This is a genomic window from Bacillus cereus G9842 (genome assembly GCF_000021305.1).
Classification (GTDB): domain Bacteria; phylum Bacillota; class Bacilli; order Bacillales; family Bacillaceae_G; genus Bacillus_A; species Bacillus_A thuringiensis_S.
In genome coordinates, this window is sequence record NC_011772.1 from 4,183,892 (window position 1) to 4,209,824 (window position 25,933).

The following is a 25,933-nucleotide window of genomic DNA, read 5'->3' on the forward strand; positions in this document are numbered from 1 at the left end:
CTTTCTTGGATAAAATACGAAAGATTCCACACATTTCACACCATTATCCTAACATCATTCGCTATATTTCATCAATATTCTAGCATAAAAAATAATTTAGAATTTTTTATGTTAAAACACAATAAATACAGCTTTTGAGATTTAATACTTTATTATTGTCTATCATATAGCCTTTAATAACGATAATTATGCCTTCTTTTGAGGCAAATCATCATACATTAAAAAATAATTACTTTAGTTTATAAAAGGTGGGAGAGTCGTAATGAATGTCGATATTTCCGTAGATCGGACGTGGCAAAACAATTTTTTAAATAGAATTGATGAAGATGGTCCTTGGACAAACTGGGATTTATATCACTTAGCTTATGAAACAGAAAAATCGTTACTTGTTCCTACTTTTGATGGACTACAAGCACCGAAACATTTATCCCATTTCACGCCGCTTCCGCATCAATTAGAAGTCGCTCAAAATGTGATTGAACAAATGAATGGTAAAGCGATTCTAGCAGATGAAGTAGGTCTTGGAAAAACAATCGAAGCTGGACTTATTTTGAAAGAATACATGGTCCGCGGGCTTGTGAAAAAGGTACTTATACTTGTCCCAGCCTCGCTCGTATCACAATGGGCATACGAGCTGAATACAAAGTTTTTCATTCCCGCTGTAGCACAAAAGAAAAGCTACTCGTGGGAACAAGCTGACGTAATCGTATCATCAATTGATACTGCGAAACGTTCACCACATCGCGATATCGTGTTGAACTTAGAATATGACCTTATTATTATCGATGAAGCACATAAACTGAAAAATAATAAAACAAAAAACTATGAATTTGCACAACGATTAAAAAAGAAGTTTTGTTTATTACTAACCGCTACTCCTGTTCAAAATAAGATTGATGAAATTTTTAACCTTGTTTCTTTATTAAAGCCAGGACATTTAGGCAATCAATCCAACTTTGAAGAATATTACGCTTCCAAAAATCGCTCAGCCGAATCAGATGAAGACTTAAAAGCTCTCATTAACAAAGTAATGGTGCGAAATAGACGACATAATACCGGTATCGATTGGCCGAAGAGACATGTACGTACAATTTTTGTTGAGTTTAATGAACAAGAACAAGCTCTATATAATGATATCGAAAATTGGCGAGGACAAGACGCCTTCACATCTACTTTCTCATCGTTAACTTTAAAACGGGAAGCGTGTAGTAGTCGTGAGGCTGTTTACTATTCATTGAAAAAGCATGTAGAAAAAAGACAGAAAGAAAATGAACATTATATAAAAGATCCACATATCGATGTGCTAATGGACAAAATTAATCATATTCCTTTCAACTCGAAAGCAACTAAAGCTCTAGAGCTTATAAAAGAAATTGACGATAAAGTCGTCATTTTCACGGAATACCGAGCATCACAGATGTACTTACAATGGTTTTTACAACAACACGGTATTTCTTCTGTCCCATTCCGCGGCGGATTTAAACGCGGGAAGAAAGATTGGATGAAGGAACTTTTCCAAAATCGTGCCCAAGTGTTAATTGCAACGGAAGCTGGCGGAGAAGGCATTAACTTACAGTTTTGTAGCCATATGATCAATTATGATTTGCCATGGAATCCAATGCGTCTTGAGCAAAGAATCGGACGTATTCACCGTCTCGGTCAAAAGAATGATGTTCATATTTATAACTTAGCTACAAAGCATACTGTTGAAGAACATATTTTGAAACTGTTATATGAAAAAATCAACTTATTCGAGCGTGTTATCGGTGAACTCGATGAAATTTTAACGAGAATTAATATGAAAAACATCGACGCGCACATTCAAGAAATTTTCGCGCAATCAAAAAGCGAAGGTGAAATTAGAATTAAGATGGAAAACTTAACATCTATTATCGACTTTGCGAAACGAAATGAAGCTGAGGTGCAAGGCTATGCAGCAACATGAAATTCATAATTACTTATACAATTTCTTTGAGGCGAATAACTGTGAAATTTTAGAACGTTCTCCTCATTTATTAGATGTACAGTTAACAATTGAGATGGATAAATTATTAATGAATCGCCCTTTTTATTGGCACTATCTTGAGAAAACAGGAGGCGTACCGAATCCGATGCGCCTTACTCTTATTACAAATCCAGAAAATGAAGAAAATGAAGAAAATGATGGTGAGCTTATTCACTACGGTTCACCACGTCTACATCAAATTTTCCAAACGACAAAAGAATTAGGCTCTTACATACGTTTATATGAGGATGTAAGACATAATGGGGCAACACATACACCGCTCCACCCTTGGCTCGGTATTAATATAAAAGTTTCCTATCAATGTGATCGAAAAAAAGACATCCTTCACTCGATTGGCATTCATCTCATTTCTGGAACAATGATGGCAAACTTTCATGAAACATTAACAAACATTAAACTTACACCAAAAATACCTGATTTTTGTTTTACGCTCTCGCCCATCATTAAACCTCAAAGTGGTTTACAACGCATAGAAGACGCTTTAAAAAATATAATTGCAGAAGATGACCATACGTGGGCAAAAGAAGCAAGAGTGCGTTGGAATCATGATCTAGACCTTTTAAACCGTTTTTATGAAGAAAGTGACGAACTTCCTGAGAGCTATGAAATTGAAAAACAAGCTCTGCAAGAACAGTATGAACCACGTATTACAGTGCAAATTATTAACGGTGGCCTTTTTTATGTTACCGCGAATCATTTTCTATCTTGAAGAAGCTCCTTCTGCTTTAGAAGGAGCCTCTTTTGAGCTATTTTCTACCCTACTCGCTATCGCCACTACGCTCTTGCTGTTTTTTCTGTGCCATACGTTTCTGCTGTGCACGATCCTTTGCGCTCACATGATTTGCATCAGTTGGAAGATTTTCTTTCGAACGTCCAATTCCATTGCTCATCTTTCCCACTCCTTTTTGCGTTTTTCAAAATACATGTTTATTTTCAGCTAGAGTTTCAATCCTTATACAAAAAAATAAGAGCAGCCATTGGCTACTCTTACTCGCTCACATATTTTTGAAACATATCATGGATGCCTTTATTTACTAGGTTCGAGATCTGCTCGTCAGATTTATTCGGATAACGATCACGCAATCTGATAGATGCCTTCACCATTAAATTTTCTAATACAGAACGGCCACCTTCTCCATAAATAATTTCAGCATATTTAACAAGCCTTCCATCCTCTACTGTTGCTGGATTATGATTGAAGAAAAATTTACTCATTGTCTCCACCTCTCTCTTTTGATAACGTTTACATTTATATAGATTATTTATGTTATTTATTTCACAATATTGTATGCATGTATATTTAATTAGTTTCATTATAAAGCAACATATCGATAGTAAATATGTGATTTTCCGTCCATTTTGTGAACAAACTAAAAATGAAAGCGTTTCCTTTATTATATACTAAAAAAACTTACTACGCTAGGGGCAATTTTTTTCAATCTACTAATCCCTCAAAAATTGATATATTTTTTCTTTTCCCATTAAACCTTATACAATTTTCAGAAATTATATTATAAAATATATGTATGACTTAAGGAGGCTTTGTATGAATCAAAATAAAAAAGCTATATTAGATCTTGTCTTTTATCTCGTAATCCCATTCCTCATTTGGAAATTTGCAAAACCTTATATCGATCCTTATTACGCGATGTTACTTTCCTCTGTTCCGGGGATTATTTATACACTGTATACCTTTAAAAAAGAAAAACAGTTTAACGTGACAGGATTCTTTATTTTAATTACACTCATTTCTAATACAACGGTAGATCTATTATCTGGGTCAGCTGAACGAATGTTATGGAACGATGCGTATTATCACATCGTACTCGGTATTATCGTCATATGTACAATTTTTATAAAAAAACCACTTATGTTATATTTCGCAGCAGATATTGCAGCGCTGCAAGGCCATGACCGCGATAAAAGTCGTGAGCTTTATCGTGATAGTCGTATATATCCAGCACTGCAATATTTAACGTTATTTTTCGGGCTACAATTTATATTAAAAAGCTTTTTAAAAATTTATTTCATCTCTGTTTTTGGTGTAGATGGCTACGGTGAAATGAGAGCGATTATGACCGCTGTCGGCTGGGGCATTTCTATTTGTATCGGAATAGGGTTCGTATGGGTGAACAATAAAATACATGCCGTTACGGAAGAACAAGAATCCGTGCAGTAAACAAAGATCCCCTAGTGTATTACGACACTAGGGGATCTTTGTTTTGCTAGACATATGACTAAAATTTAACTTGATTTTTTTCTTTTACTTTTTACATTTCGATAAAACAAAGCAGCACTCAGCGGCATAACACCAAACCACTTATTCATAAATGGCTCTTTTTCAGCACGGCGTTGTTCTTTCTTTTGTTTTCGATCTTCTTTTGGAGCATCCATATACGACACAAACTGCTGCGTCACAAAGCGAACATAATCATTAGTAGACATATTATCATCACCTCTACTTGATTAGTATGTCCACTTTTTTATACATTAATCTTTTCCTTTAATTCATTCATAATTTGCTTTACAGACTTATTTGTCGTATCGATATGAATATGAGCCTCTTCATAATAAGCTCGGCGTGATTCAAATTTCTTTACGAATGCATCTATATCTTTCTTTTGAAATAGTGGACGTGTCGTATCTTCACGAAGCCTTTCTGCAATTACATTTGGATCACAATATAAATACACGACAGTTCCGTTCTCTTTCATCCACTTGCGATTTTCCGCTCGTTCAATAATTCCCCCACCAGTTGTAATAATGACATTATGGACTGGTAGCGAACGTAACATTTCGCTTTCATATTCCCGAAAAGTCATTTCGCCTTCTTCGGCAAAAATATCACGAATTGCCTTCTTTTGCTTCTCTTCGATTTTTTGATCAGTATCTACAACATCCATTTGAAGTTCTTGACTTAATGCTTTTCCAATTGTTGTTTTCCCTGCTCCCATATAGCCGGTTATGTATATAGATTTCATTTTCTGTCCTCTCAATCGTCATTTATTAATTGTTATTATAACGAAAGATGCTACTTTGTTTAATAAAAAAACGTTTTGTTCTTATACTATGAAGAACAAAACGTAACACTCGCTTTTACTTATAAGTACCTCTTCTCACCCACTGCGTTGCAATCCATTTCTCGCCTTTCGTTACAGGTGCCCCTCCATGTAACGTAAGCTCATTTAGTGATTGATCTTGATAAAAATACTCAAAGTATACTGCCATTCCCTTTCTAGGATGTACAGAAAGATTTAATTTCGGGAAGTACGTTTCCCCGCCTTCTTCTACATCATTTAAATACATTACAAGCGTACTAATACGATTGTTAACAGCTGATCTACTATGTTCCGCAAAATAATCATAGTGTGCTTTATATTGTTGATCCACTTCATAATTTAAAATGTGCAACCCTTCTCCATGCGACGCAGGAACATTCATGATAGATGAAATTCGTTTTTCAATCTTTGAAGTAAGTTCATTGTCTTCCAAAAATGCACCGCTACTTGTTCGAATATCATTTACATCACGTGATGAACCAACTTTAGAACGCTTCATTTTATTTTTAGACATTTCAATCAATTCATCACACTCTTCATCACTTAGTACATTTGCTAATACGACAATAAGAGGTTCTTCGAATTTTGAAATAATGTGTATTTCTCTATCTTCTGTCATAATCGTATTTCCTTTATGATCAAAAATAGTTTGTTCCTTATTTTCACCTATTTGATTGTTATTTGTCATTTCCCTATTCTCCCTAAAAATAATGATTGGATAGCATGAATATATCATATTCTTTCTACCTTTCTCTTTTTTGAGAAAATTTAAACTTTTAATCATTATATTTATCCATTTCTTCTAAAAAGTCAATTCAATTTATAATAGAAACCCCTGGTTTATCTCCATATATTTCACATATTATCCTTCTATCCAATCGACTATTTTTCCATCCTTTTTTCTATACCGAAAGCTCACCGTATAAATTTTTTTGTTTTGTTTCACACTGCAAGGAAATGAAAACCGTATTACTTTCAAGGCGGTACTTCCCACTCGCTTACATTGTCTATTTAACGAGATTCATTTATGATATTAATAGAATTTCCGGAATGAATTACATGAAACATGTAAAAAGAAAAAATTAGTTTCTTCTACAAATTAGTAATCTCTTTTAGTAACCTCAATACAAGACCCCCAAAATAATTGGCGGTCTTGTATAAATACCGTTTTAAAAACTGTTTTAGTTTATCCCGATTTCAAACAGTTTTAATTTTATTTTTAATTCATCAACGAATGTATTATCATTATCTCTTTCCAAATTTATAATTTTATATTTATCATTTACATATTCATCTTCTTTTTTATTAAACGAATCATTAAATGTGACTAGCACAAATTGCATATCTTTATTTTCACCCCAAAGCAAATTACGCGCTCTATACGAATCCTCATCAATCTTTACTGTTTGAGCTGCCTTTACTGAAATTCCCCTTAGGATTTTTGGTTCTCCACCAGTATTTCCTTTTGTATAAGAATCAACAAGTGCAATATCGATTTCATTCTTTCCTTGAAGATGATTTAAATATTTTTGGTTTGTCTCAATTTTGTACTTACCTTTGTCAATTTGGCTTTTACATAGATAATACATAAATCGGTGTACCAAATACTCTGGCAAACTTTTATAGTTTTGATGTATACCCGTCATTTGTATGGAAACGTCTAGAAAAGTTTGATAACAATCTCGAACTTCCACACATGTAATAGAATTTAAGTTTTTTTCAATGTATCTATCTAATTCCATCAAATAAATTTCGGATAGTTTATTTAACATATTTTCCCCTTTTTTATTTTTCTAGGAGAGAATTTAAGATTCTCGACTAAATGAAATTTCAAATTTCCGCCAAAAATAACACTTCTATATTTTCACAAATCTTATCAATAAAATTACTATAAAAATATATATCGAGCATTAAAGAAGGATGTACAAATGCAAAAAGATGTTCTAGTCACCTTTCATTTAAACAAAAGGACAAACAGAACAAATTATCCGCGAACAAAACCTTATAATATAATTTCATGGCTTTTTAAATAAATATTACCCGTTTGCGAAGCATGTCTTCTTTTCAACGATAATAATTGTACTAAATCAATTCTACGTTCTAATACAGCCTTTAAATCACTACCATCCATATTACAAAACATTACATTAAAAATCTCACCGTTTATCTCAAGTACGTTTCAAATCAAAAACTAATATTTTTTCCTTGTTACGACACAAGAAATTTTCAATATGATGCGGTTCTAATATTTGCAGTTCCTTAGGCAGACAATCTTTAGTGACGTAGGGATATTTTTCATCTCTTAAAAAGAATTTTATATGTTTTTCAAGTTCCATTTTACCTATCAAATTAATTATCCCGTCTAATACGCCACGGTGTAAATAAATCACCTTCGGGTATAAGTTAAACATCGCTCCTATTCTAAGAGACGTATCGTACACGCATAACGAACTAAAATTAGGAATTCTCAATTCGTACACAATTATAAAGATATCATCAAAACATGTAGCCCTTTTTATCTCTTCCATAATTAACGGGTCCAATAACCTTTTGGTCATTTCTTCTAGAACTGCTTTTGAGATTTGGCACTGATGTGAATCCCTTTTCAAATTTGGAAGGTACCCCCAAACAGCATCTTTAATTAATTCCTCCATTGACTTCGTTCGATTTTTAAAATCACTTAACTTCCACTCTTCATGGCGAGCATAATTTTTATTGTATATATCTATTAAATCGGCAAGTGCCTTCATGTATTCTCCTCCGAATAAAAGATAATTCTACCCTTTTTACATTAAAACCCAAACACAAATATTTAACAGAACCAAAGTAAAAAACTCATTCTCATTAAAATGATCTTTTTTGCACTTTACTTCTTATCATATACAATCCCAAAGTCATCCTGTAATTCTTTCATATGTTTCATCATTTCTTCCTTAGCCCCCTCTTTATCACCTTGTGTATTTTTTGATGCATATTCTAGAGCACCCTCCATCATATATAATGCATATTCTTGTTTTAAAAGTTGGATTTCTTTCACAAACCACTCTTCGTCTTCTGAAGAAAATGTATTCGCTTTTTTCATCTCATCAAATTTTGGTGCTAATTCTTGAATTTCTTTTGACTTATCTGCACCGTTTGCTGATTGATAGTAAGCCTGTACCAATGCTTCCCCATCTTTAAATAATTTTTCTTCTAAGCTTTTTTTGTTATTAGACCCACATCCTACAAGTAACAAAAGAAATAATAACATATATATAACGCTCATTTTTTTCAACATATCTCATCCCCCCTATTCGTTCCATCTCGTTCCGAATTCCTCGAAACTAATTTGGCTTCATTCCATGTTTACTAAATAACCCTTCAAAAAATTCCTTTATCATTTGTCGGCTCTTCTCTCTATTCATAAATTCAAAACCACCAAATCGATATACCTCATATCCATTGAGTTTCAATTCTCTATCTGCACAAACCATCTCCGAATACTTTCTAGGACTTGAAATATCTCCATCTGAATAATGATGTTTTCCATCTATCTCTAGAACAATTCTTTGGTTGTTGGGAAGTAATAAAAGAAAATCCATACGTTGTCTTGGTAAAAATGTTGCATGGAATCTTTGCTTGACTGTGTATGGATCATAATGCAAATAAACTTGAGGTATTAATGCAGGAAAGTCCTGATTAAACCTCCTTTTAAAAAATCTAAAATAACTATCAAATAGTATTTTTTCAGGGTCTGAATCTAAAGAATTAAGTAATCTCTTATATAGAAAAACCTCATTTTCTGCTCCTATCTCATTTTCCTCTTTACTATCTGTCCACCATTTTAGTAGGTCATCCCAATATAAACCCATGCTTGGAATAGGGCGATCATACACAAGACAATTCTCTTCATGCTTCACTATTTTTATATCATTATTAATGGAATCACTAATTACAATTTCCGGCTTACAACCAACTGCAGCAAAAATAAGATTCTTAGCTGTACCCTTAACTCCCTTTTGAAGTTTATTAATTTTATAAATTGGATAGCCTGATATGTTATCTGTTGGTGAGAACTGATAGCCATCTTTAATCAAATGAGAATCAACAAATGCTATGTACTCCATTTGTTTCGATTCATGGCGCACAATAGGGTGCACAGTTTGTTCTAAAAAACGAATAAAGATTTCATCAGTTGCTGTCAATAATCCTAAATACTCTTCAAATAAATATGGTTCATCCCAGTCTGAATTATTTATCATGTGTTGCCATATATCACCTGAAGCATTCTGAAATCTAGAATCTGTTGAAGGTATATCTTCTAATATCCATATTCGGTTTAAAAAATCTAATAATTCACTTTTCCCTGAGATATCTCCCCTAGAATATAGCTCATCCATTATATTTCTTCTCGTAATCTCACTAATTGAATAAAAACCTGTAGGAGCTGTTTTATGTAAAATCTTCGCCAACGTACTTGTATGTAAATCATAGTCTTGTACGATTCTTTGGGCTAAATCTATCAAAAATAATTGGTCTTTATTTTTTAATCTTCTTTGTACATACACCCTCTTACTTGAAAAAGCTTCAGATTCTTCACCATTTTCCAAGCCATACCTTACACAAACACTAGGCAAATCATACGCTTTTTCATCAACCAAAACACAAGATATCGCATCGATTAATTTATTAATAGACTTCATCTTTATCGCCCCATTATAGAAGAATTCAATTTCAAACATGCTTTATTGGGTACACTGTTGCTATTTCCATCCAACCCTTTTCTCTTCTGAAATACCACTTATAAAGTAAATTATATATTAACAAATTCCACCAATAAACATAAAACTTTTCCACCTTTATTCTCCTTCAGAAACAAGAAATAAAAAAGCACTCGAATTATACTTATCTGAGCACTCAAAAAAACTTTCTTCTTATATGTAACGCTAATTTTTATATTTTTTTCCTAATGTACATCGATATCAAAATTAATTTTAATCGCTTCCTTAATCTTATTTCTCCATACTTCACTTGAAGAAGCGTATAACGTCAAATCATATAACAATCGCAAGAGCTCTTCTTTGGAAGAAAAACACTCTTCTTTCCACTTTTGCATGTTCATTTCAATTTGTTCTATTGCTTCTTCTGTGGTGATGAAAAAAAATTTTCCCAATTCCAACTTTCGTCTGCCTCTTTTATACCGAAACTATCTTGAAATGCCAAATTCGAATACATGTTTTCTCCTCGAATTACTTTTCTTTCAAACACACGCTCTCCTCTTTCAACAAAGTATACCCTTTGCCCAATCCTTATCTTTTTTTCCTTCATGATAACCCTCATTTTTAAAATTTTCAAATATTTATTCGCGAAAAACATGTATTTCCTTCAAAATAAATGTAAATAGATTAAAAGGAGTAGATTAGAATGAATTTCCCTAATACTTGGGAGGATTATAATTCTCAATACCTAGAAGTGGCAGAAAATCTTATCCAACATAATCTAATTAATAATGCTTCAATTATTCCAACTATGTACATCGCAAGACATTATATTGAATTACGTACTAAAATGATTGCTAAAATAGCAAAAGTTATGAATGGCGGAGAGCCTAAAAAAGTTACAGGTCATAATTAAAAAACACTTTGGGATGAGTCTTCACATCTAATATTACAAACATTAAATAATCATGGTCTATATTCTCCTCATGTACAAGTGCAACTTCAGCAAATACAAAATTTTATTAACAAAAGAACAAATTGGGATGATGATTCTATGGCATTAAGATATCCTTACGACCTTCATGGTTCTGCATATGAACTTAAAGAGGATATTTCACTATTCAAGAACGAATGGAATAATTGCACGGAAACGCTGGAGTATATTTACAAACAACTCATTACAGACATTCAAAAAGGTACTATACCTTTAACTCAGAATCAAAAAAATAGCCTTCGCAATAATGGTATTATTATTTAATATATGAAAATGAGTCGTATTACCAACGACTCATTTTCATATACCCACTATTTTCTTTAATACATAAGTAGTTATGCTTTAAAATACTCTCTTAATCTCTCACCTCTTGTTAACGCTTCATCTACTGTTACATGCTCAAAAATCCCCTGTTCGGTAATCCTTTTAATTAAAAAAGTTTACATGGTATTAAAAAAAAGGAATTCCAATTATCATTTACAAACATTGAACTAGAAGAATTGTTTCTTATCTCAACATTTATGAAGAAAACCTTTCCTATTTCAAGTTTCATGAAAATTTTCTCGTTCACAAAATTTGAGATAGGACAATTTTGAACCTTGAATACGTTGCCTTTTTATCGAAAAAACTCAGGCTTCTTGAACAAATCTCAAACATGGTGAAGAATAACACTCAGTATTATTAGTATGCAATGTCATCATTACTAAATGCCCCGTCAGACTTGCTCTTATGGATATTATTGCTGTTTCTTCATCACAGATGCCCCTACTAAAATAACATCTGGATCATGACTTGACACTCCCACAGCTAAAGCCGCAAGTCCTACACCTTACGGTGTAACGGATGGGATTCTTGAATGACTAACCGTTCGCAGTTCATTTCTGTTTTGAACAGCCTTCAAGATGAGGGTGTGCCATCACCCCTCCTAAGACAGACCATATAGGTTCTTAGGCTGATTGACTATTACCATCAACCACAGTTGCGTAGCGAATGTTCATCGCCCCAACGATATCACGATGTTTCTCAAATCCACATTGGCACTTATATTTTCTATCTTGTGCTTTGTTCTTTTTAGAACACTTCGGACATGTTTGACTTGTATAAGAAGGATTCACATATTCAGTCTTTATACCAACTAATGTCGCTTTGTACTCAATGAATTGTGCTAGACGAAAGAATGACCAAGTGTGTAGATTTTTTTCGTTTTTACGGCTTGTTCGTGCCGTCTGTCTAATATTCGTTAGTTGCTCTAATCGAATGACAGAGATATTATTATTCGTTGCGAAATCAACGATTTCACGACTCACTTTGTGGTCTTGGTCTTGCATCCATCTCCGTTCTTTATCATCAAGTTGCCGAAGGGCATTCAATTTCTTAGCTTCTCCTAACTTCTTGCGAATACTACGAAACTTACGTTTCATATATTTGTTTTGTCTACCGTTTCCAAAGAAACGAACCTTATCATCGTTCGTGATAGCCACCCCAGGAACTTTGAGACCCAAGTCCACTCCTAAAATCTTTGTTCCTATTTTTTCGTTTGTAGGGATTGTGACAGCTATTTGAGCGATCCATTTAGCAGATTTCTTTGTAATACGAAGTGTACCTAACTTGTGTTTCAACAATTCAAAATTGCGATTATATTTGTCAGTTAACAAAGCACGAATCTTTAAACGAGTTGACCTTCCATTTACCATAAAGGGCATTGAAATGTACGTGAAGTCAAATGAATAGTTTTGGTTATTCCATACGCAAACAGGTTTTTTTAAAATCGGAACGATTTTATATTTACTCTTTTTCACTTTTGTAGAAAATACACTTTTCGCATCTTTAATCGCTTGATTTTTAACCGCACTTGGAAGGTTGGCTTCAATATCCTTTGTGCTTTTCTTCGTGGTTTTCTTCGCTTCAACCATTTCAGATACCAGTATATTAATGAGCTTAATATACTGGGAACTACTTTGTTCCAATAGCCTAATTTGTTTTTCTGTCGGAAGTAATTTAACTTTGATCGTGATAGTTTGTGCCACAAGTTTCACCCCCTCGTTTTTTGACTTTCAACATAATATCGTATCGTTTCACTCGATACATTCCCAGCAGTAGAAATAAAATAAGAACGTGTCCACAGACTTGGCAAATGCGCGAGGTGAGAAAACTCTTCTCTTACACGCTTCGACGTCACTCCTTTAATTTTCGCCATAATATCAGCAGGACTAAGTGTTGGTAGTGCATTTAAGAACAAGTGAACATGGTCTTTATCACATTCCATTGCAATAATAATAATATCTAGTTCGTTACATAACTCTTGAACTAAAGCTTTGAAACGTTCTTCTACTTTTGCATTAAGAAAAATCTTTCTTCTGTATCGTGGGCAAAACACAAAATGGTAGTTAATTAATGAAACGATTGTTTTGTTTTTTCTATAATCATTTATCATGCTCACATCGTATCAGTTTGTTTATAGAACTGCAACAAAAAATAAAGGGTGCCTATTCTTGTCTATCACCGTATGTTTCAATTATCCAAATTAAATCAGCTATTGGTATATGCCCAGTACCACTTGGATCAATATCATATTGTCCATCAGCTGAGGCTTGTGGTAAATATGTTCTAGCTTCCTCGTAATACTCTATATGTAAGCGTCTGATTATTTCTTGGAATTTTACGGTATCCAGTTTATATCTTGCTTGAATACTAAGCAATTTAGATAGACCTTCTGTACCAGTAAACCAATCTAAATGACCGTCAAATAAGAGGACGCCATTATTCTGCGGTGAACTACAATTCCTCACAGACCTATGGTGAACTATTCTAAAGTTTTCACCTATCGTTGTATACTCGTCAGTGCTTTCATCTTGTAAAGAATCCCATTCTAGTATTCCATCCTGATCCGATTCAATAATTTCGCCACAGTTGTCACAGAACCACTGTTCTTTTGCCCTTAACTTTAAATCAAATCCTGCTGTTTCACTACTCATCATACTCCTCCTCATCTCTTTAATATTCAAAAAACAAATCACCTCATAATTATAGTCAATTACCTTTACATTAAATCTTTTCCTATACGTAGTTGCACCGCTACATCCTTCTGCCGGGGCACAATATGTAAATCTGACGCTTGTACCCTACACGCTTCTTTTAAAATTGTATTCGCAAAAATTTCAATCCCATTCATCACTTTTCCCTCCTCACTATGTATATAGCATGAAAACATGCACAATAAAAATTTGGATTTTTGTATTTTCAATAGAGGAAAAAGGAAAAATATGTTTGTGAAATTATGAACAATTTCCGAATTATTGTCTGAAATTACCTATACTCATGTTTATCTGTATTATAATGTTATTATCTTGGATAAAGTGATAAAGGTGGAGATCCTCATGGAACAAGCTTTAAAAATTACAGGTGTTTTAGCTGACCCAACTCGTTATTACATTTATAAATATATTTCGCAAAAACATAGTTACGTAACTGTACAAGAAATTGCAGATGAATTCGATATTCATCCAAACGTAGCACGTTTACATTTATCTAAATTAGAAGATGTTCATATGCTTAAATCGGAAACAAAGAAAACTGGAAAAGGCGGAAGACCAAGCAGATTATATGTCTTATCTGAAGATGTTATTCAATTGCAATTTCCATTCCGTGATTATCAATTGTTAGCAAGAATAGCATTTAATTCTTTACTTAGCCTTGGCGCTGCTGGTGAGAAAGCGCTATACGAAACAGGAAAACAATTCGGGGCCGAATTAATGCAACAACATATGCAACGTTTAAATGTGAGTGAAGGTGCTTTAACAGTAGAACAAAAAGTTCAAATTGCAAAAGAAGCTTTCTCAACAGCCGGCTTATCACCTGCATTTGAATTAAGTGCAGATGGAACAAAAATTTTCTATGATGTACACAATTGTCCATTTAAAGAAGTGGCTGTTCATCATCCAACTGAAATTTGTAACATGCACGGAGATATGATGAAAGGAATTTTTGAAATCCTATTCCCTAACATGGAATTAACTCGAAATGATAGTCTATTAGATGGATGTAAATCTTGTAATTATAAACTAACAATTTAATTTCTCATATAAAAAGAAGCCAATAATAATTGGCTTCTTTTTATATGAATGAATATTTACAATAGTAAGAAAAATAAACTATAATGAAAAGAGGTTTTACTTTTTCTAGAAAAGGAGGGAAATAGCATGGATCGCATGTTTCGCGTTCTCGGCTTTTGGACTGGAATTTTCTCGGTTATGTTTTACGTAGGAGATATGCAACAGGCTGCACTACTATTTTTAGGACAAACAGGTTTCTTCGTACTTTTAAGCTATTTAAAATTAACAGAGCGTATGTATATATACGTATTCGGGGCATATTTAACTGTTTTCTTCATAGGATTTACATACTACACGACATTTTTACTTGTCCCTGGGGCTGGACATTAAAAGATGGCATTTTGCCATCTTTTTTTTAATCCCGGAATTTCCTAGTTGACTTATAGGTTTTATTACCTTATATTCTATATAACAGATTGGAATTAGGGGGAATCAACATGAATACACTGCTTGTCGGAATTAACGTTGCAGTCATGCTCATCTTAGTTGGCGTATTATATTATATGCAACGTAAGCATGTATCTTTTAATAAACGTGTATTTACCGCTTTAGGAGTCGGAATTTTATTCGGTCTTATATTACAATTCATTTATGAGCCAACTTCTAAAGTAATTATTGAATCAAATACTTGGTTTGGCTTAATTGGTAACGGTTATGTGAAATTACTTCAAATGATCGTTATGCCACTTATTTTAGTATCTATTATTTCAGCATTTACAAAATTACAGTTAACGAAAAACCTTGGTAAAATTAGTGGTCTTATTATCGGAATTTTAATTCTTACTACAGGAATCGCTGCAGCTGTCGGTATCGCTGCAAGTGCAGGATTTGATGTATCTGCAACAGGCCTACAACAAGGTGATGCAGAATCTGCTCGTCTGAAACTAGTTGAAGAAAGATTTACTTCTATTGAAAAGACAACAATTCCAGATAAATTATTAGAGCTATTGCCTACAAATCCGTTTCTTGATTTAACAGGCGCTCGTCCAACATCAACAATTTCTGTCGTAATATTTGCAGCCTTTATCGGCATTGCCTTTATAGGTGTAAAACGAAAATATCCAGAACAAGCAGAGCTATTTAAGAAAATGCTTGATGCTGTATATGCAATCGTAATGCGTATGGTAACATTAATTTTACGCCTTACTCCATACGGCGTATTAGCTCTTATGGCAAAAACAGTTGCTGGTAGCGATATAAATGCTATTTTAAAGCTTGGTAACTTCGTGTTAGCCTCTTATGTAGCACTTATCGTAATGTTTATCATTCACTTATTATTAATTGCATTGTCTGGTTTAAATCCAATTCAATATTTGAAAAAAGTGTTCCCTGTACTAACTTTTGCATTCACATCTCGCTCTAGTGCTGGTGCGATGCCATTAAATATTGAAGCTCAAAAAGAAAAGCTTGGTATCTCCGAAGGAATTGCAAACTTCGCAGCTTCATTTGGGGTATCTATCGGACAAAACGGTTGCGCAGGTATTTATCCAGCAATGCTTGCAATGATGGTCGCTCCAACTGTAGGAATTGATCCATTACAACCACAATTTATTTTAACTTTAATCGCTGTTGTTGCTATTAGCTCATTCGGTGTTGCCGGAGTTGGTGGCGGTGCAACATTCGCAGCTTTAATCGTACTATCTACAATGAACTTACCAATCGGTATTGTTGCTCTAGTTATCTCAGTTGAGCCATTAATCGATATGGGTCGTACAGCTCTTAACGTAAGTGGTTCTATGACAGCAGGTCTTATTTCAAGTAAATGGCTTGGTGAATTAGATCAAGATACGTACAATCAAGACGATACAAAAACTGGTGAAATTGCTTCATAATGAAAAAAAGACGCTAACATACAATTGTTAGCGTCTTTTTTATTCCGTTCCCTCTTTATAGATCTTATCTTGAGAATTATCACTCCAAGTATTCTTTTAATTGCTCTTTTAACTCTTCCTCAATCTCATAACAAGATTCATCAGCGAGTTCCCCTACTTTCTTACTACCCAAAATGTTTGATTGAATTGGCATTCCTAAAAAGATTCTTTCGCATTTCCAAATTGGTATATTGTAAAATCCAATCATCTCTTTTTCTTCATCTAATATAGCTATAGCAACTGATGAACCATATCCCACCTCAAAAGGATGCTCTTTATCTTTAACAAGTCCCATATCTAATTCCATGTTTTTTTCTATGTATAAATGCGAATACTCTTTATAAAGTTTAAGTGATATCCGTTCTATTTCCTTCTCCATGCATTGAATTTTCTCTTTCAATTCCAGTGTAAAATCTCGTTCTGTATACTTCATCTCCGTCTCCTTACACATAGAAAAAGAGAATATAATAACATATTCTCTTCTCTCAAATATATTTCATTATCTCACAGCCCGTCCTTTTCACAAATAACCATTTTGTTCGCACCATTTATGAAATTGTCCTACGTCCACCCCAACTAACACGATATCCTTTAGCTCTACATCAATGATTTGTTCTCCAATTACAATAGCAAACTGCGATGCTAATTTTGTCTCGTTTTTCTTTACAATTCCAATTCGGTTCCGATGCGGTCCATCTTTTATATATGCTTTTTGTCCTACAATATCAAAGTTCAAGATTTTCACCTCTTTTACTGCGCTCAAATTGGAAATACGATCTCCACCTCGGAAAATTTCCTTTCATTGCACTATTTCTCTATATATATGACGAAACAATAAAAGAGTCCTTCCTTCTTTACAATTATTTTTTCTTTGTTTCATTTTTGTGATTGAAACGTAAAGTTTATAATAAAATACACTTGGAAGCGCTTTCTATGTAATTTTTTATGTTATAATATAAAAGTAGAACTTCGTAAAGAGGGTTAAAAAAATGAATACAAAAATGATAAAAAAAGTAATTGAAGCATTAAAAGTATATGGCTTTCAGGATGTATCATTCTGTGACAAAACGAGGCAATTTTTATTTCATAACGAAACCGATATTATGAGCGGCTATGCAGAAATAACATATAGTAGTCAATTTGAAAAATTCAACGTACAAATTCATCCAATTGAAACACATCACCAAGCAGAGTTACAAGAGGTTGAAAGACATATACAAGCTTGTATAAGAAAAGTGGAATATTTAAACGCACTTCTTACCGGGCAGACAAAACTAGATGATAAAATTATTATTATGTAAAAAAAGAACGTGATCCAATCACGTTCTTTTTTCATTATATGTTCATCTTTTCCTTTAGTTGTAATCCTGTAACAGATTCTAATACATCCATCGATTCTCCAAATGTCATATCAAAAATTGTATTGTCCTCTATGTACGGAAACTGGCTGAAACGCTTTTCTAACACCTTTACAGCATCTGATGTAAAGTTTGCACTATCAATTCCAAATTCTGTTTCAAGAAGAACGATCCAATCTAACACATGAAAACCTAATCCATTGACGAATGCAATAAGTTTTTCTTCTGGGTTTGAAGATAAGAATACTTGGCGTTCCATCTCACTAAAAAGTTCTTCTCCTAAAATTTCAGCTAACTCATCATCATGTTCACGTTCAACAAGTTCTTCGTAGCCGTAATCATCCACAAGCTCTTCTACTTCTTCACTATCCTGACAAAGCAATTGACTAAGAAGTGCCTCTTTCTTAAATTCACTATTTTGTACGACTTCTAAAAAGCTCGTTTCCCATCCATTTTCTAATTTCATATTATGTACTCCTTTATATACGTTTCTTATCATCACTGTACCCAAAAGATCACTTTTATAACCTTTTAGGTAGTTACATTATTTCACATGATTCATAACATAAGATGCAAACTCAGCTACATCTCCTTCAAAAATATTTATTTCTGGCAAGTGATAGAACGTTGTTTGGAGCGGATTTCCTGCATGATATACATATATCGTTTTCTCTAGCGCAATCGCCATTCCAAACTCTGTATGGCTCCCGTTTCCGCCATCTAATATAAGTAAAAACACATCCGCTTCTTTTACAGCATTTTGTTCTGCCTGACCAATTTCTCTTAATTGTTCTTGATTCGCTGCTCTTTCGTTTTTGGCCCAATCATATGTATGGTGCCATCCTGCATGTTTCAGTTCATTTGCTACGGAACGTACAAGATGTTTATTTTGGAAACCTGAGGCGATATAAAAATTCATTTATATACACTCCTTCATTATGTATGGGGAAACTCCTTTTTAGCGTTATTTGTTATAGCTATAATAAAGAACAACTTCAAAAAAAATCCCCATCTTTAAAACTTATTTGCGTTTAAATGATGGGATGCTTCATGGTCTTCTTTTATTTTTTGTTTTTTATAACTTTCATCAGCTAACATTTCTAGTTCAGCTGTTATCTCTGACTTTTCAAGCTCTCTTTCTTGCGAAAATTTCCTTGAAATATAAACAATAACACTACCAACGTACAACACAAAGCATATAATAAGTGCAGTATTTTCATAGAGACTTAGCTCCAACACAGTCACTCCTAATCCATTCGTATTTTCACGCCTCATTAATTGGAATTTCTCTATTAACCCAGTTGTTATCCCGCTATTTGAGGGCAGTAAGACTCCCTCCTCAAATTTCAGTAAAAGTAAAGAAGTTAGATGTGGGATGCACCCAACTGATTAAAGTTTCACTTTATTGTAACATAAAAATATCAATTCTTGGAATCTTTCACCCTACTAAAAGAGGCATGATTGTTTCATCATGCCTCTGAAATATTTTGAATGATTGTTTGAATTGCTTCTTTTCCATTATATTTTTTTAGTGCTGTTTTATACTTCTCATTATTTTGATTCAATTCTTCGACATACTTTATCAGAGATTTTACAGTTACATCTTCTTCATATAATACGGAGGCATACCCTTGCCTTTCAAAGGACTCTGCATTTAATATTTGATCTCCACGGCTTGCAAATTTCGATAATGGAATTAAAACCATCGGCTTTTGTAATGTTAAAAATTCAAAAATTGCGTTGGAGCCCGCGCGTGAAATAACAAAATCTGTTACCGCTAATATATCCGGCAGTTCTCCATGTACATATTCAAATTGTCTATATCCTTCTTTATTTTGTAAACTTTCATCAAGGTTACCTTTTCCGCAAAGGTGAACAATTTGATACTTTTTAAGAAGTTCTGGTAATGCTTCTCGAGCCGTATCATTAATTTTCTTCGCGCCCAAGCTGCCTCCCATAATCGTAATAACTGGCTTTTTACGTGAAAAACCTAAAAATGCTAAACCTGTTTCAGAATTTCCCTTCAGCACTTCTTCACGTACAGGAGATCCCGTATATATTACTTTTCCTTTCGGTAAATGCTTCGCTGCTTCTTCAAATGTAACAAATATTTTCGAAGCAAAACGAAGCGCAATTTTATTTGCTAATCCTGGCGTCATATCAGATTCATGTAATAAAACTGGTACTCTATTTAGCCATCCTCCAATTACGACTGGTACAGATACGAAACCGCCTTTTGAAAAAATCACATCTGGTTTTAGTTTTCGAATCCTTACATACGCATCCATAACACCCTTCATTACAAGAAAAGGATCTTTTATATTTTTCAAATCAAAATAACGACGTAGCTTTCCACTCGAAATACTATAGTAGGGAATGCCTTCCTTTTCTATAATCGTTTTCTCAATACCTTGATGAGAACCAATATAAGAGATATCCCAGTTGTCTTCCTGTAAATGTGGGATAATGGCTAAATTAGGTGTTACATGTCCTGCCGAACCGCCACCTGTAAAGACTATTTTCTTCATACGTCTCCCCCTTCTAGACTATAATACACTAAAATATCTTGCCTCAGGGTGAGAAAATACCATAGCCGTTACGGAAGCTTCTGGCTCCATCATGAATCCTTCTGTTAATGAAATACCTATTTCCTCTGGATGAATTAAGCGAAATAGCTTTTCTTGATCTGCAAGTTCTGGACACGCCGGATAACCAAATGACACGCGTATTCCTCTATATTTCGTACGGAAACGTTCTTCCATCGTCAGTTCAGGTGAGTCTGGAATGCCCCAGCGGTCACGAATGAGCATATGTGTTTTTTCAGCAAGTCCTTCTGCTAATTCAAGCGCTAACGATTGAATGGCATGACTACGTAAGTAATCACCTTTCGCCTTCCACTCTTCAGCAATGTCCCGAACTCCTTCCCCAACCGTAACAGATAAGAAAGCAACATAGTCCATCTCATCTCCAATTGGGCGCAAATAATCGCCTAAAGTACGATAGGGGGCCTTTCCTTGTCTAGGGAACGTGAAACGCTCTATAACACGCGTATGATCTTCTGGATCATATATTACAATGTTTTGTCCATCGCTTTGCGCTGGGAAAAATTGATACACTGCTTTTGGCTTTAACCAAGATTGTCCTTCTTGCAATAATTCATCTATTAAATCATTTAATTCATGCGCTCTCTTATCTCCCTCTTTCAAAAGCTTCTTCACATTTCCTTTTAATCCAAGGTGATGCCCAAGTAGCATTTGTCTATTTAAAAATGGAGCGAGATGAAGGGCGGGAATATCGCGTAATACAATTCGTTTTGTTGAATCAGGCACGATAACCTCAGCCTTTGGTAATGGCTCAATTACTGCTGGAATTTCTACTTTCTTCTCCTCTTTTTTTACGATATGAAGATGCCGTTCTTTCTTATCCTGTTTCATCTTCTCACGCTCTTCTTCTTTTTGAAGCTTATTAATAATATCGAGCCCCGTCATCGCATCACTCGCATAACAAACGAGCCCTTTATATGATGGTGAAATTCGATTATCTGTAAACTTTCTCGTTAATGCTGCACCACCTACAACAATGGGAACATCAATATTTGCAGCTTTTAAATCTTCAGCAGTCGTTACCATTTGTTGCGCTGATTTTACTAATAAACCTGAAAGTCCTATAATGTCCGGATTCTTTTCTTGTACTTCTTGAACAATTCGATCTGAACGTACATTAATTCCTAAATTAATAATCTCATATCCGTTATTCGCTAAAATAATTTCAACGAGATTTTTCCCAATATCATGCACGTCACCTTTTACAGTTGCTAATAATACTTTCCCTTTTTTCGCACTATCACTAGATTCCATATATGGCTCTAAATAACTTACAGCAGCTTTCATACTTTCGGCACTTTGCAATACTTCAGCAACAATAAGTTCATTATTATTAAATAGTCGTCCTACCTCGTCCATCCCTGTCATAAGCGGACCGTTAATAATATCAAGAGGTTTTCTTCCTTCTTCAAGTGCAAGACTTAAATCCTCGTGTAATCCTTGTTTCGTACCTTCTACAATATAATTTGCTAGTCTTTCATTAAGCGTTAACGTTTCTTGCACAACGACATCTTTCTTTTTAGCGACTCGGTAAAAGTTTGTAAATTCTTCTAACGTCTCTTTAGTCGTTTCAAACAGTAATGCATCTGCAAGGTGTTTTTCTTCCTCTGGAATCGACGCATAGCGTTCTAATTTTTCCGTATTAACAATCGCGTAATCTAATCCAGCCTTCGTAGCATGATATAAAAAGACGGAATTCAATACTTCACGTCCAGCTGGTGGTAAACCAAATGATATGTTACTTACACCTAAAATCGTTAAACACTCTGGTAACGCTTCTTTAATAAGACGAATTCCTTCTATAGTCGCTGCCGCTGAACCAATATATTCTTCATCACCTGTCCCTACTGGAAACACAAGTGCATCAAAAATAATATCTGACGGACGTATTCCATATTTCGTCGTTAATAATTCGTAACTTCTTTTTGCAATTTCTAATTTTCTTTCAGCACTTACTGCCATACCATCTTCATCGATTGTACCAACTACAATTGCAGCACCATACTTACGAAGAAGCGGTGTTACCTTTTCAAAACGCTCTTCTCCATCTTCTAAATTAATAGAGTTGATAACAGCTTTTCCTTGAATATAAGTAAGTGCTCTTGCCATAACATTTTCATCCGTTGAATCAATCATAATCGGTACTTTTAACACTTTCGTAACTTCTGTCAAAAATTTCTCCATATCTTCTATTTCATCACGATCAGGATCTGCCATACAAATATCAATAATATGAGCATTTTTCTTCACTTGCGCCCTTGCCACTTCAGCAGCCTCTTCAAATTTCCCTTCTGCTACTAATCGTTTAAATTTACGTGATCCAATAACATTCGTTCTTTCACCTACAAATAACGGTCTCATAGACTCATCGTATTGAAGTGCCTCCAATCCACTAATTCCATGTCCTTCTCTCTCATGATGGTCACGAGGCTTAAGAGATGCTAGCGCGGATTTCATTGCTTTTATATGTTCTGGTGTCGTGCCACAACAACCACCGATAATATTAACCCATCCTTCTTCAGCAAATCGCTTCACCTTTTCAGCAAGAGAAGATGGAGATTCATGGTAATGTCCATCTTCATCAGGAAGACCTGCATTTGGATAACAAGAAATGTAACACTCCGATAAATCAGATAGTGAACGAATATGGTCCCTCATAAACTCCGGACCAGTCGCACAGTTTAATCCAACAGATAATGGTTTCATATGTTCTACTGATAAATAAAAAGCTTCAATTGTTTGCCCAGCCAGAGTCGTTCCCATTGGCTCAATCGTTCCTGAAATCATAATAGGAACCGTTTTTTTCATTTCTTCAAAAGCAGCTTGAATTCCAATATAAGCTGCTTTCACGTTACGCATATCTTGACTCGTCTCAACGAGTAATACATCAACTTCTCCTTTTAACAATCCTCGTGCCTGCCTTGTATAAGCCTCAATCAATTCTTCAAAAGTCACACCACCTGTAACACTAATTGCTTTCGTTGTTGGTCCCATTGCTCCCGCAACATATACTTCCTTCCCGCTTTCTTTAACAGCTTGCTTCGCCAAAAGTGCTGCCTTTTCATTTAGTTCTTCATCTAAATGAGACAGCTCATAATCACTTAGTACAATATTCGTTGCCCCAAATGTATTTGTTTCAATAATATCCGCTCCAGCTTCAATATAAGCTTTATGAATTTTTAAAATAACGTCTGGTCTTGTTTCTACTAAATATTCATTACAGCCCTCGTACTCTTCTCCTCCGAAATCTTCAGCAGTTAAATCCTCTTGCTGAATCATTGTCCCCATTGCCCCATCTAATATTAAAATGCTATTCTGTAATTTTTCTTCTATACACTTCATCAATTAATACCTTCTTTCACTTCTTGCTTTTCTCTTACATATTTAACAAGATGTTCTGTAATTTCATACTTTAAAAATGGTGTAATAAGATAAATACCATTAAAATATTTCATCGCTATGTCGATTAATTCTTGCGAAATGCGAATCCCTTCCTCAATTGCTGCCTCTTTCGTTTCGTGTCCATCCATTCTCTCTCTTATTTCTTCAGGAAGAGTAATACCCGGCACCTCAAAATGAAGAAAATCTGCATTCCGCTTACTTACTAACGGCATAATTCCAATAAAAATAGGTTGTTCCAAATGCTTTGTCGCTTCATACACTTCTTCAATTAGCGCGATATCGTAAATTGGCTGAGTTAAAAAATACTCCGCTCCAGCATCTATTTTTCGTTCCATTCGCTTAACCGCTGCTTTTAAGTGCCTCACGTGAGGATTAAATGCGCCGCCTACAGAAAACCTTGTCGCCGGTCCAATTGATTTCCCTAAAATTGAACGTCCATCGTTCATTTCTTTAATCATTTTAATGAGCTCAATAGAGGATAAATCATATACAGAAGTTGCACCGGGAAAATCACCAACGCGCGCTGGATCACCAGTTAAAGCTAACACTTCTTCCATCCCTAACGCCGATAAACCTAACAAATGAGATTGTAGTCCAATGACGTTATGATCTCTACACGTTAAATGTGTCAATACTGGGATATCATGCTTGGTTAATAACGCACCCATTGCCATATTCGAGATGCGAGGCGATGCTAATGAATTATCTGCTAGAGTAATAGCATCTGCTCCCGCTCTTTTTAACGCTCTTGCTCCTTCAAAAAAACGCTGTGTATCTAACGTTTTCGGTGGATCTAATTCTACTACAACTGTCGTTTGTTTTTTCGCTTTCTCTGCTAGAGTGACGTGAGCCTTCGAACGTTTCTCATGCGTATGAACGACTTTCGGCCTTTGAATCGTGTCTTTTTCTATTACAGGGGTAATATTCGCAACAGCGTGCTTCATACTTTGAATATGTTCTGGAGTCGTACCACAACAACCACCCAATAATCGAATACCTTGCTCAATAAATCTCGGTGTCATCGCTTCAAAATAAGCTGGGCTTCCCTCATATACATAACGTCCCTCCACATAATTCGGGAGACCTGCATTTGGGTATGCTGATAAATAGCCATTTTGCGGAATCGATATCATTTTGAAAGCTTCCGTCATATGAAGCGGCCCTAGTTGACAATTCAATCCAACAACATTTGCACCGCAATCTATAAGTTGCTTTAATATTTCATTGACATCATTTCCATTTTGAGTCGTACCTGCTTCATGTAACGCTAATTGAGCAACAATTGGAATATTCGTTTGCTTACGCAATACTTTAACGGCATGAAGTAATTCAAATTCATCGTAAAAAGTTTCTAATAGTAATCCATCAACCTGTTCTTCTAGTAAAGCCCCTGCCTGTTCAAGTAGCATAAACTCCCTTTCCATATCAGTCGTTGTAACGGCTCCGATGTGTTTCATACCACCAATTGTTCCTAAAATTGCATTTCTGTCTGTAACAGATGCTTTCGCCAATTTTACTGCCGCTCTATTAATTTCTGTAACTTGATTTTCTAAACCATACATACGTAATTTCGTCTCATTTGCCCCATACGTATTCGTTTGAATTACATCTGCTCCAGCAGCTACATATTGTTTATGAATCGATATAATTAAGTCTGGATCAGATACATTCAATTCTTCAAAGCTACTTTGCAAACCATGTGAATGCAATAACGTCCCAACCGCACCATCACCTATTACAATTCCTTTTGATAATAAATCTAGTAATTTCACGAATCTCCCTCATTTCTATCAATATAAAAACCCCCTCTT

Annotated in this window: 32 protein-coding genes and 3 pseudogenes; 10 read left to right on the forward strand and 25 right to left on the reverse strand. The window is 34.6% G+C overall.

Annotated features, from left to right (window positions below; all coding sequences use genetic code 11):
* Nucleotides 1-262 precede the first annotated feature (262 nt).
* The gene (locus BCG9842_RS21040; RefSeq protein WP_001100041.1) at nucleotides 263-1,945 is read left to right on the forward strand and encodes a DEAD/DEAH box helicase; all 1,683 of its coding nucleotides are present in this window, start codon (nucleotides 263-265) and stop codon (nucleotides 1,943-1,945) included.
* Nucleotides 1,932-2,735, forward strand: a complete 804-nt coding sequence (locus tag BCG9842_RS21045; RefSeq protein WP_001183974.1) for a YqhG family protein — start codon at nucleotides 1,932-1,934, stop codon at nucleotides 2,733-2,735. The genes BCG9842_RS21040 and BCG9842_RS21045 overlap by 14 nt, the downstream gene beginning before the upstream one ends.
* Nucleotides 2,736-2,784: 49 nt before the next feature.
* Here the strand turns inward: BCG9842_RS21045 and BCG9842_RS31820 are convergent, their stop codons facing one another.
* Both BCG9842_RS31820 and BCG9842_RS21055 read right to left on the reverse strand, forming a co-directional pair.
* The gene (locus tag BCG9842_RS31820; RefSeq protein WP_000064665.1) at nucleotides 2,785-2,916 is read right to left on the reverse strand and encodes a hypothetical protein; all 132 of its coding nucleotides are present in this window, start codon (nucleotides 2,914-2,916) and stop codon (nucleotides 2,785-2,787) included.
* 97 nt (nucleotides 2,917-3,013) lie between these two features.
* Nucleotides 3,014-3,241: a hypothetical protein gene (locus tag BCG9842_RS21055; protein ID WP_000032702.1), complete on the reverse strand. Its 228-nt coding sequence runs from the start codon at nucleotides 3,239-3,241 to the stop codon at nucleotides 3,014-3,016.
* Nucleotides 3,242-3,314: 73 nt separating this feature from the next.
* Here BCG9842_RS21055 and BCG9842_RS30355 point away from each other — a divergent pair, with 73 nt between their 5' ends.
* Both BCG9842_RS30355 and BCG9842_RS21060 read left to right on the forward strand, forming a co-directional pair.
* The gene (locus tag BCG9842_RS30355) at nucleotides 3,315-3,431 is read left to right on the forward strand and encodes a hypothetical protein (RefSeq protein ID WP_003279814.1); all 117 of its coding nucleotides are present in this window, start codon (nucleotides 3,315-3,317) and stop codon (nucleotides 3,429-3,431) included.
* A gap of 141 nt (nucleotides 3,432-3,572) precedes the next feature.
* Entirely contained in the window at nucleotides 3,573-4,205 is a 633-nt protein-coding gene (locus tag BCG9842_RS21060; RefSeq protein WP_001073111.1) for a VC0807 family protein, read from the forward strand.
* 65 nt (nucleotides 4,206-4,270) lie between these two features.
* On the opposite strand, the gene BCG9842_RS21065 is transcribed toward BCG9842_RS21060, so the two are convergent.
* The 10 genes and pseudogenes from BCG9842_RS21065 to BCG9842_RS21105 form a co-directional block, all read right to left on the reverse strand.
* On the reverse strand, nucleotides 4,271-4,471 hold the full coding sequence (locus BCG9842_RS21065) for a YqzE family protein (RefSeq protein ID WP_000106083.1): 201 nt from the start codon (nucleotides 4,469-4,471) through the stop codon (nucleotides 4,271-4,273).
* Nucleotides 4,472-4,509: 38 nt separating this feature from the next.
* Entirely contained in the window at nucleotides 4,510-5,007 is a 498-nt protein-coding gene (locus BCG9842_RS21070) for a shikimate kinase (RefSeq protein ID WP_000836666.1), read from the reverse strand.
* A 115-nt stretch (nucleotides 5,008-5,122) separates the two neighbouring features.
* Nucleotides 5,123-5,773, reverse strand: coding sequence for a 2OG-Fe(II) oxygenase (locus tag BCG9842_RS21075; protein ID WP_000183864.1), 651 nt, complete (start codon nucleotides 5,771-5,773; stop codon nucleotides 5,123-5,125).
* A gap of 174 nt (nucleotides 5,774-5,947) precedes the next feature.
* Nucleotides 5,948-6,080 (reverse strand): annotated as a pseudogene (comGG, locus tag BCG9842_RS31700) (competence type IV pilus minor pilin ComGG); the annotation flags it as partial.
* 186 nt (nucleotides 6,081-6,266) lie between these two features.
* Entirely contained in the window at nucleotides 6,267-6,857 is a 591-nt protein-coding gene (locus tag BCG9842_RS21085; RefSeq protein ID WP_000932828.1) for a hypothetical protein, read from the reverse strand.
* A 230-nt stretch (nucleotides 6,858-7,087) separates the two neighbouring features.
* Nucleotides 7,088-7,228: a hypothetical protein gene (locus tag BCG9842_RS31060; RefSeq protein WP_000458735.1), complete on the reverse strand. Its 141-nt coding sequence runs from the start codon at nucleotides 7,226-7,228 to the stop codon at nucleotides 7,088-7,090.
* 25 nt (nucleotides 7,229-7,253) lie between these two features.
* Nucleotides 7,254-7,835 carry a hypothetical protein gene (locus tag BCG9842_RS21090; RefSeq protein WP_000645177.1) on the reverse strand — a complete coding sequence of 194 codons (582 nt, stop codon included), beginning with the start codon at nucleotides 7,833-7,835 and terminating at the stop codon, nucleotides 7,254-7,256.
* A 116-nt stretch (nucleotides 7,836-7,951) separates the two neighbouring features.
* The gene (locus BCG9842_RS21095; RefSeq protein ID WP_000914529.1) at nucleotides 7,952-8,362 is read right to left on the reverse strand and encodes a hypothetical protein; all 411 of its coding nucleotides are present in this window, start codon (nucleotides 8,360-8,362) and stop codon (nucleotides 7,952-7,954) included.
* A gap of 46 nt (nucleotides 8,363-8,408) precedes the next feature.
* Nucleotides 8,409-9,767, reverse strand: coding sequence for a hypothetical protein (locus BCG9842_RS21100; RefSeq protein ID WP_015945895.1), 1,359 nt, complete (start codon nucleotides 9,765-9,767; stop codon nucleotides 8,409-8,411).
* A 263-nt stretch (nucleotides 9,768-10,030) separates the two neighbouring features.
* Nucleotides 10,031-10,243 carry a hypothetical protein gene (locus BCG9842_RS21105; RefSeq protein ID WP_000418847.1) on the reverse strand — a complete coding sequence of 71 codons (213 nt, stop codon included), beginning with the start codon at nucleotides 10,241-10,243 and terminating at the stop codon, nucleotides 10,031-10,033.
* A 245-nt stretch (nucleotides 10,244-10,488) separates the two neighbouring features.
* Here BCG9842_RS21105 and BCG9842_RS21115 point away from each other — a divergent pair, with 245 nt between their 5' ends.
* Together BCG9842_RS21115 and BCG9842_RS21120 are read left to right on the forward strand one after the other, a co-directional pair.
* Entirely contained in the window at nucleotides 10,489-10,698 is a 210-nt protein-coding gene (locus BCG9842_RS21115) for a hypothetical protein (protein ID WP_001010741.1), read from the forward strand.
* A gap of 138 nt (nucleotides 10,699-10,836) precedes the next feature.
* The gene (locus BCG9842_RS21120) at nucleotides 10,837-11,040 is read left to right on the forward strand and encodes a hypothetical protein (protein ID WP_001218242.1); all 204 of its coding nucleotides are present in this window, start codon (nucleotides 10,837-10,839) and stop codon (nucleotides 11,038-11,040) included.
* Between the two features lie 407 nt (nucleotides 11,041-11,447).
* Here BCG9842_RS21120 and BCG9842_RS31065 read toward each other — a convergent pair.
* The 5 genes and pseudogenes from BCG9842_RS31065 to BCG9842_RS30365 form a co-directional block, all read right to left on the reverse strand.
* Nucleotides 11,448-11,566 (reverse strand): annotated as a pseudogene (locus tag BCG9842_RS31065) (ATPase, T2SS/T4P/T4SS family); the annotation flags it as partial.
* A gap of 157 nt (nucleotides 11,567-11,723) precedes the next feature.
* On the reverse strand, nucleotides 11,724-12,803 hold the full coding sequence (locus BCG9842_RS21125) for an RNA-guided endonuclease InsQ/TnpB family protein (protein WP_000079433.1): 1,080 nt from the start codon (nucleotides 12,801-12,803) through the stop codon (nucleotides 11,724-11,726).
* A 5-nt stretch (nucleotides 12,804-12,808) separates the two neighbouring features.
* Nucleotides 12,809-13,210, reverse strand: coding sequence for an IS200/IS605 family transposase (gene tnpA, locus BCG9842_RS21130; RefSeq protein ID WP_000606460.1), 402 nt, complete (start codon nucleotides 13,208-13,210; stop codon nucleotides 12,809-12,811).
* A gap of 52 nt (nucleotides 13,211-13,262) precedes the next feature.
* Complete coding sequence (locus BCG9842_RS21135; RefSeq protein ID WP_000093739.1) at nucleotides 13,263-13,751, reverse strand: hypothetical protein; 489 nt, start codon at nucleotides 13,749-13,751, stop codon at nucleotides 13,263-13,265.
* 68 nt (nucleotides 13,752-13,819) lie between these two features.
* Nucleotides 13,820-13,948, reverse strand: a pseudogene (locus BCG9842_RS30365) (competence protein ComG); the annotation flags it as partial.
* A gap of 205 nt (nucleotides 13,949-14,153) precedes the next feature.
* Between BCG9842_RS30365 and BCG9842_RS21140 the strand changes: the two are divergent.
* The 3 genes from BCG9842_RS21140 (at nucleotide 14,154) to BCG9842_RS21150 (ending at nucleotide 16,720) form a co-directional block, all read left to right on the forward strand.
* Nucleotides 14,154-14,849: a helix-turn-helix transcriptional regulator gene (locus BCG9842_RS21140; protein ID WP_000434110.1), complete on the forward strand. Its 696-nt coding sequence runs from the start codon at nucleotides 14,154-14,156 to the stop codon at nucleotides 14,847-14,849.
* 126 nt (nucleotides 14,850-14,975) lie between these two features.
* Nucleotides 14,976-15,218 carry a DUF2626 domain-containing protein gene (locus BCG9842_RS21145; RefSeq protein WP_000375619.1) on the forward strand — a complete coding sequence of 81 codons (243 nt, stop codon included), beginning with the start codon at nucleotides 14,976-14,978 and terminating at the stop codon, nucleotides 15,216-15,218.
* Between the two features lie 107 nt (nucleotides 15,219-15,325).
* Nucleotides 15,326-16,720 carry an L-cystine transporter gene (locus BCG9842_RS21150; RefSeq protein ID WP_001094344.1) on the forward strand — a complete coding sequence of 465 codons (1,395 nt, stop codon included), beginning with the start codon at nucleotides 15,326-15,328 and terminating at the stop codon, nucleotides 16,718-16,720.
* A 79-nt stretch (nucleotides 16,721-16,799) separates the two neighbouring features.
* Here the strand turns inward: BCG9842_RS21150 and BCG9842_RS21155 are convergent, their stop codons facing one another.
* Both BCG9842_RS21155 and BCG9842_RS21160 read right to left on the reverse strand, forming a co-directional pair.
* Nucleotides 16,800-17,192, reverse strand: coding sequence for a hypothetical protein (locus tag BCG9842_RS21155; RefSeq protein WP_000877908.1), 393 nt, complete (start codon nucleotides 17,190-17,192; stop codon nucleotides 16,800-16,802).
* An 87-nt stretch (nucleotides 17,193-17,279) separates the two neighbouring features.
* On the reverse strand, nucleotides 17,280-17,495 hold the full coding sequence (locus BCG9842_RS21160) for a DUF3912 family protein (protein WP_001008326.1): 216 nt from the start codon (nucleotides 17,493-17,495) through the stop codon (nucleotides 17,280-17,282).
* 253 nt (nucleotides 17,496-17,748) lie between these two features.
* On the opposite strand from BCG9842_RS21160, the gene BCG9842_RS21165 reads away from it, so the two are divergent.
* On the forward strand, nucleotides 17,749-18,060 hold the full coding sequence (locus tag BCG9842_RS21165; protein ID WP_001093240.1) for a hypothetical protein: 312 nt from the start codon (nucleotides 17,749-17,751) through the stop codon (nucleotides 18,058-18,060).
* A 34-nt stretch (nucleotides 18,061-18,094) separates the two neighbouring features.
* Here the strand turns inward: BCG9842_RS21165 and BCG9842_RS21170 are convergent, their stop codons facing one another.
* The 6 genes from BCG9842_RS21170 to BCG9842_RS21195 all read right to left on the reverse strand — a co-directional run bounded on the left by BCG9842_RS21170 (nucleotide 18,095) and on the right by BCG9842_RS21195 (nucleotide 25,894).
* Nucleotides 18,095-18,583: a hypothetical protein gene (locus BCG9842_RS21170; RefSeq protein WP_000764264.1), complete on the reverse strand. Its 489-nt coding sequence runs from the start codon at nucleotides 18,581-18,583 to the stop codon at nucleotides 18,095-18,097.
* 78 nt (nucleotides 18,584-18,661) lie between these two features.
* Nucleotides 18,662-19,036 carry a nucleoside 2-deoxyribosyltransferase gene (locus tag BCG9842_RS21175; RefSeq protein ID WP_001012339.1) on the reverse strand — a complete coding sequence of 125 codons (375 nt, stop codon included), beginning with the start codon at nucleotides 19,034-19,036 and terminating at the stop codon, nucleotides 18,662-18,664.
* Between the two features lie 95 nt (nucleotides 19,037-19,131).
* Complete coding sequence (locus tag BCG9842_RS21180) at nucleotides 19,132-19,392, reverse strand: DUF3966 domain-containing protein (RefSeq protein ID WP_001250699.1); 261 nt, start codon at nucleotides 19,390-19,392, stop codon at nucleotides 19,132-19,134.
* Nucleotides 19,393-19,586: 194 nt separating this feature from the next.
* Nucleotides 19,587-20,645, reverse strand: a complete 1,059-nt coding sequence (locus tag BCG9842_RS21185) for an undecaprenyldiphospho-muramoylpentapeptide beta-N-acetylglucosaminyltransferase (protein WP_000724744.1) — start codon at nucleotides 20,643-20,645, stop codon at nucleotides 19,587-19,589.
* Between the two features lie 18 nt (nucleotides 20,646-20,663).
* Nucleotides 20,664-24,062 carry a methionine synthase gene (metH, locus tag BCG9842_RS21190; RefSeq protein WP_000649724.1) on the reverse strand — a complete coding sequence of 1,133 codons (3,399 nt, stop codon included), beginning with the start codon at nucleotides 24,060-24,062 and terminating at the stop codon, nucleotides 20,664-20,666.
* Entirely contained in the window at nucleotides 24,062-25,894 is a 1,833-nt protein-coding gene (locus BCG9842_RS21195; RefSeq protein WP_000770366.1) for a bifunctional homocysteine S-methyltransferase/methylenetetrahydrofolate reductase, read from the reverse strand. The genes metH and BCG9842_RS21195 overlap by 1 nt, the downstream gene beginning before the upstream one ends.
* Between the last annotated feature and the right edge of the window lie 39 nt (nucleotides 25,895-25,933).

Excerpts from the sequence above, each read along its gene's own strand:
- BCG9842_RS21040 (WP_001100041.1), top strand. The coding sequence starts at position 263 with ATGAATGTCGATATTTCCGTAGATCGGACGTGGCAAAACAATTTTTTA.
- BCG9842_RS21045 (WP_001183974.1), top strand. The coding sequence starts at position 1,932 with ATGCAGCAACATGAAATTCATAATTACTTATACAATTTCTTTGAGGCG.
- BCG9842_RS31820 (WP_000064665.1), bottom strand. The coding sequence starts at position 2,916 with ATGAGCAATGGAATTGGACGTTCGAAAGAAAATCTTCCAACTGATGCA.
- BCG9842_RS21055 (WP_000032702.1), bottom strand. The coding sequence starts at position 3,241 with ATGAGTAAATTTTTCTTCAATCATAATCCAGCAACAGTAGAGGATGGA.
- BCG9842_RS30355 (WP_003279814.1), top strand. The coding sequence starts at position 3,315 with ATGCATGTATATTTAATTAGTTTCATTATAAAGCAACATATCGATAGT.
- BCG9842_RS21060 (WP_001073111.1), top strand. The coding sequence starts at position 3,573 with ATGAATCAAAATAAAAAAGCTATATTAGATCTTGTCTTTTATCTCGTA.
- BCG9842_RS21065 (WP_000106083.1), bottom strand. The coding sequence starts at position 4,471 with ATGTCTACTAATGATTATGTTCGCTTTGTGACGCAGCAGTTTGTGTCG.
- BCG9842_RS21070 (WP_000836666.1), bottom strand. The coding sequence starts at position 5,007 with ATGAAATCTATATACATAACCGGCTATATGGGAGCAGGGAAAACAACA.
- BCG9842_RS21075 (WP_000183864.1), bottom strand. The coding sequence starts at position 5,773 with ATGACAAATAACAATCAAATAGGTGAAAATAAGGAACAAACTATTTTT.
- BCG9842_RS21085 (WP_000932828.1), bottom strand. The coding sequence starts at position 6,857 with ATGTTAAATAAACTATCCGAAATTTATTTGATGGAATTAGATAGATAC.
- BCG9842_RS31060 (WP_000458735.1), bottom strand. The coding sequence starts at position 7,228 with ATGTTTTGTAATATGGATGGTAGTGATTTAAAGGCTGTATTAGAACGT.
- BCG9842_RS21090 (WP_000645177.1), bottom strand. The coding sequence starts at position 7,835 with ATGAAGGCACTTGCCGATTTAATAGATATATACAATAAAAATTATGCT.
- BCG9842_RS21095 (WP_000914529.1), bottom strand. The coding sequence starts at position 8,362 with ATGTTGAAAAAAATGAGCGTTATATATATGTTATTATTTCTTTTGTTA.
- BCG9842_RS21100 (WP_015945895.1), bottom strand. The coding sequence starts at position 9,767 with ATGAAGTCTATTAATAAATTAATCGATGCGATATCTTGTGTTTTGGTT.
- BCG9842_RS21115 (WP_001010741.1), top strand. The coding sequence starts at position 10,489 with ATGAATTTCCCTAATACTTGGGAGGATTATAATTCTCAATACCTAGAA.
- BCG9842_RS21120 (WP_001218242.1), top strand. The coding sequence starts at position 10,837 with ATGGCATTAAGATATCCTTACGACCTTCATGGTTCTGCATATGAACTT.
- tnpA (WP_000606460.1), bottom strand. The coding sequence starts at position 13,210 with ATGATAAATGATTATAGAAAAAACAAAACAATCGTTTCATTAATTAAC.
- BCG9842_RS21135 (WP_000093739.1), bottom strand. The coding sequence starts at position 13,751 with ATGAGTAGTGAAACAGCAGGATTTGATTTAAAGTTAAGGGCAAAAGAA.
- BCG9842_RS21140 (WP_000434110.1), top strand. The coding sequence starts at position 14,154 with ATGGAACAAGCTTTAAAAATTACAGGTGTTTTAGCTGACCCAACTCGT.
- BCG9842_RS21145 (WP_000375619.1), top strand. The coding sequence starts at position 14,976 with ATGGATCGCATGTTTCGCGTTCTCGGCTTTTGGACTGGAATTTTCTCG.
- BCG9842_RS21150 (WP_001094344.1), top strand. The coding sequence starts at position 15,326 with ATGAATACACTGCTTGTCGGAATTAACGTTGCAGTCATGCTCATCTTA.
- BCG9842_RS21155 (WP_000877908.1), bottom strand. The coding sequence starts at position 17,192 with ATGAAGTATACAGAACGAGATTTTACACTGGAATTGAAAGAGAAAATT.
- BCG9842_RS21165 (WP_001093240.1), top strand. The coding sequence starts at position 17,749 with ATGAATACAAAAATGATAAAAAAAGTAATTGAAGCATTAAAAGTATAT.
- BCG9842_RS21170 (WP_000764264.1), bottom strand. The coding sequence starts at position 18,583 with ATGAAATTAGAAAATGGATGGGAAACGAGCTTTTTAGAAGTCGTACAA.
- BCG9842_RS21175 (WP_001012339.1), bottom strand. The coding sequence starts at position 19,036 with ATGAATTTTTATATCGCCTCAGGTTTCCAAAATAAACATCTTGTACGT.
- BCG9842_RS21180 (WP_001250699.1), bottom strand. The coding sequence starts at position 19,392 with ATGAGGCGTGAAAATACGAATGGATTAGGAGTGACTGTGTTGGAGCTA.
- BCG9842_RS21185 (WP_000724744.1), bottom strand. The coding sequence starts at position 20,645 with ATGAAGAAAATAGTCTTTACAGGTGGCGGTTCGGCAGGACATGTAACA.
- metH (WP_000649724.1), bottom strand. The coding sequence starts at position 24,062 with ATGAAGTGTATAGAAGAAAAATTACAGAATAGCATTTTAATATTAGAT.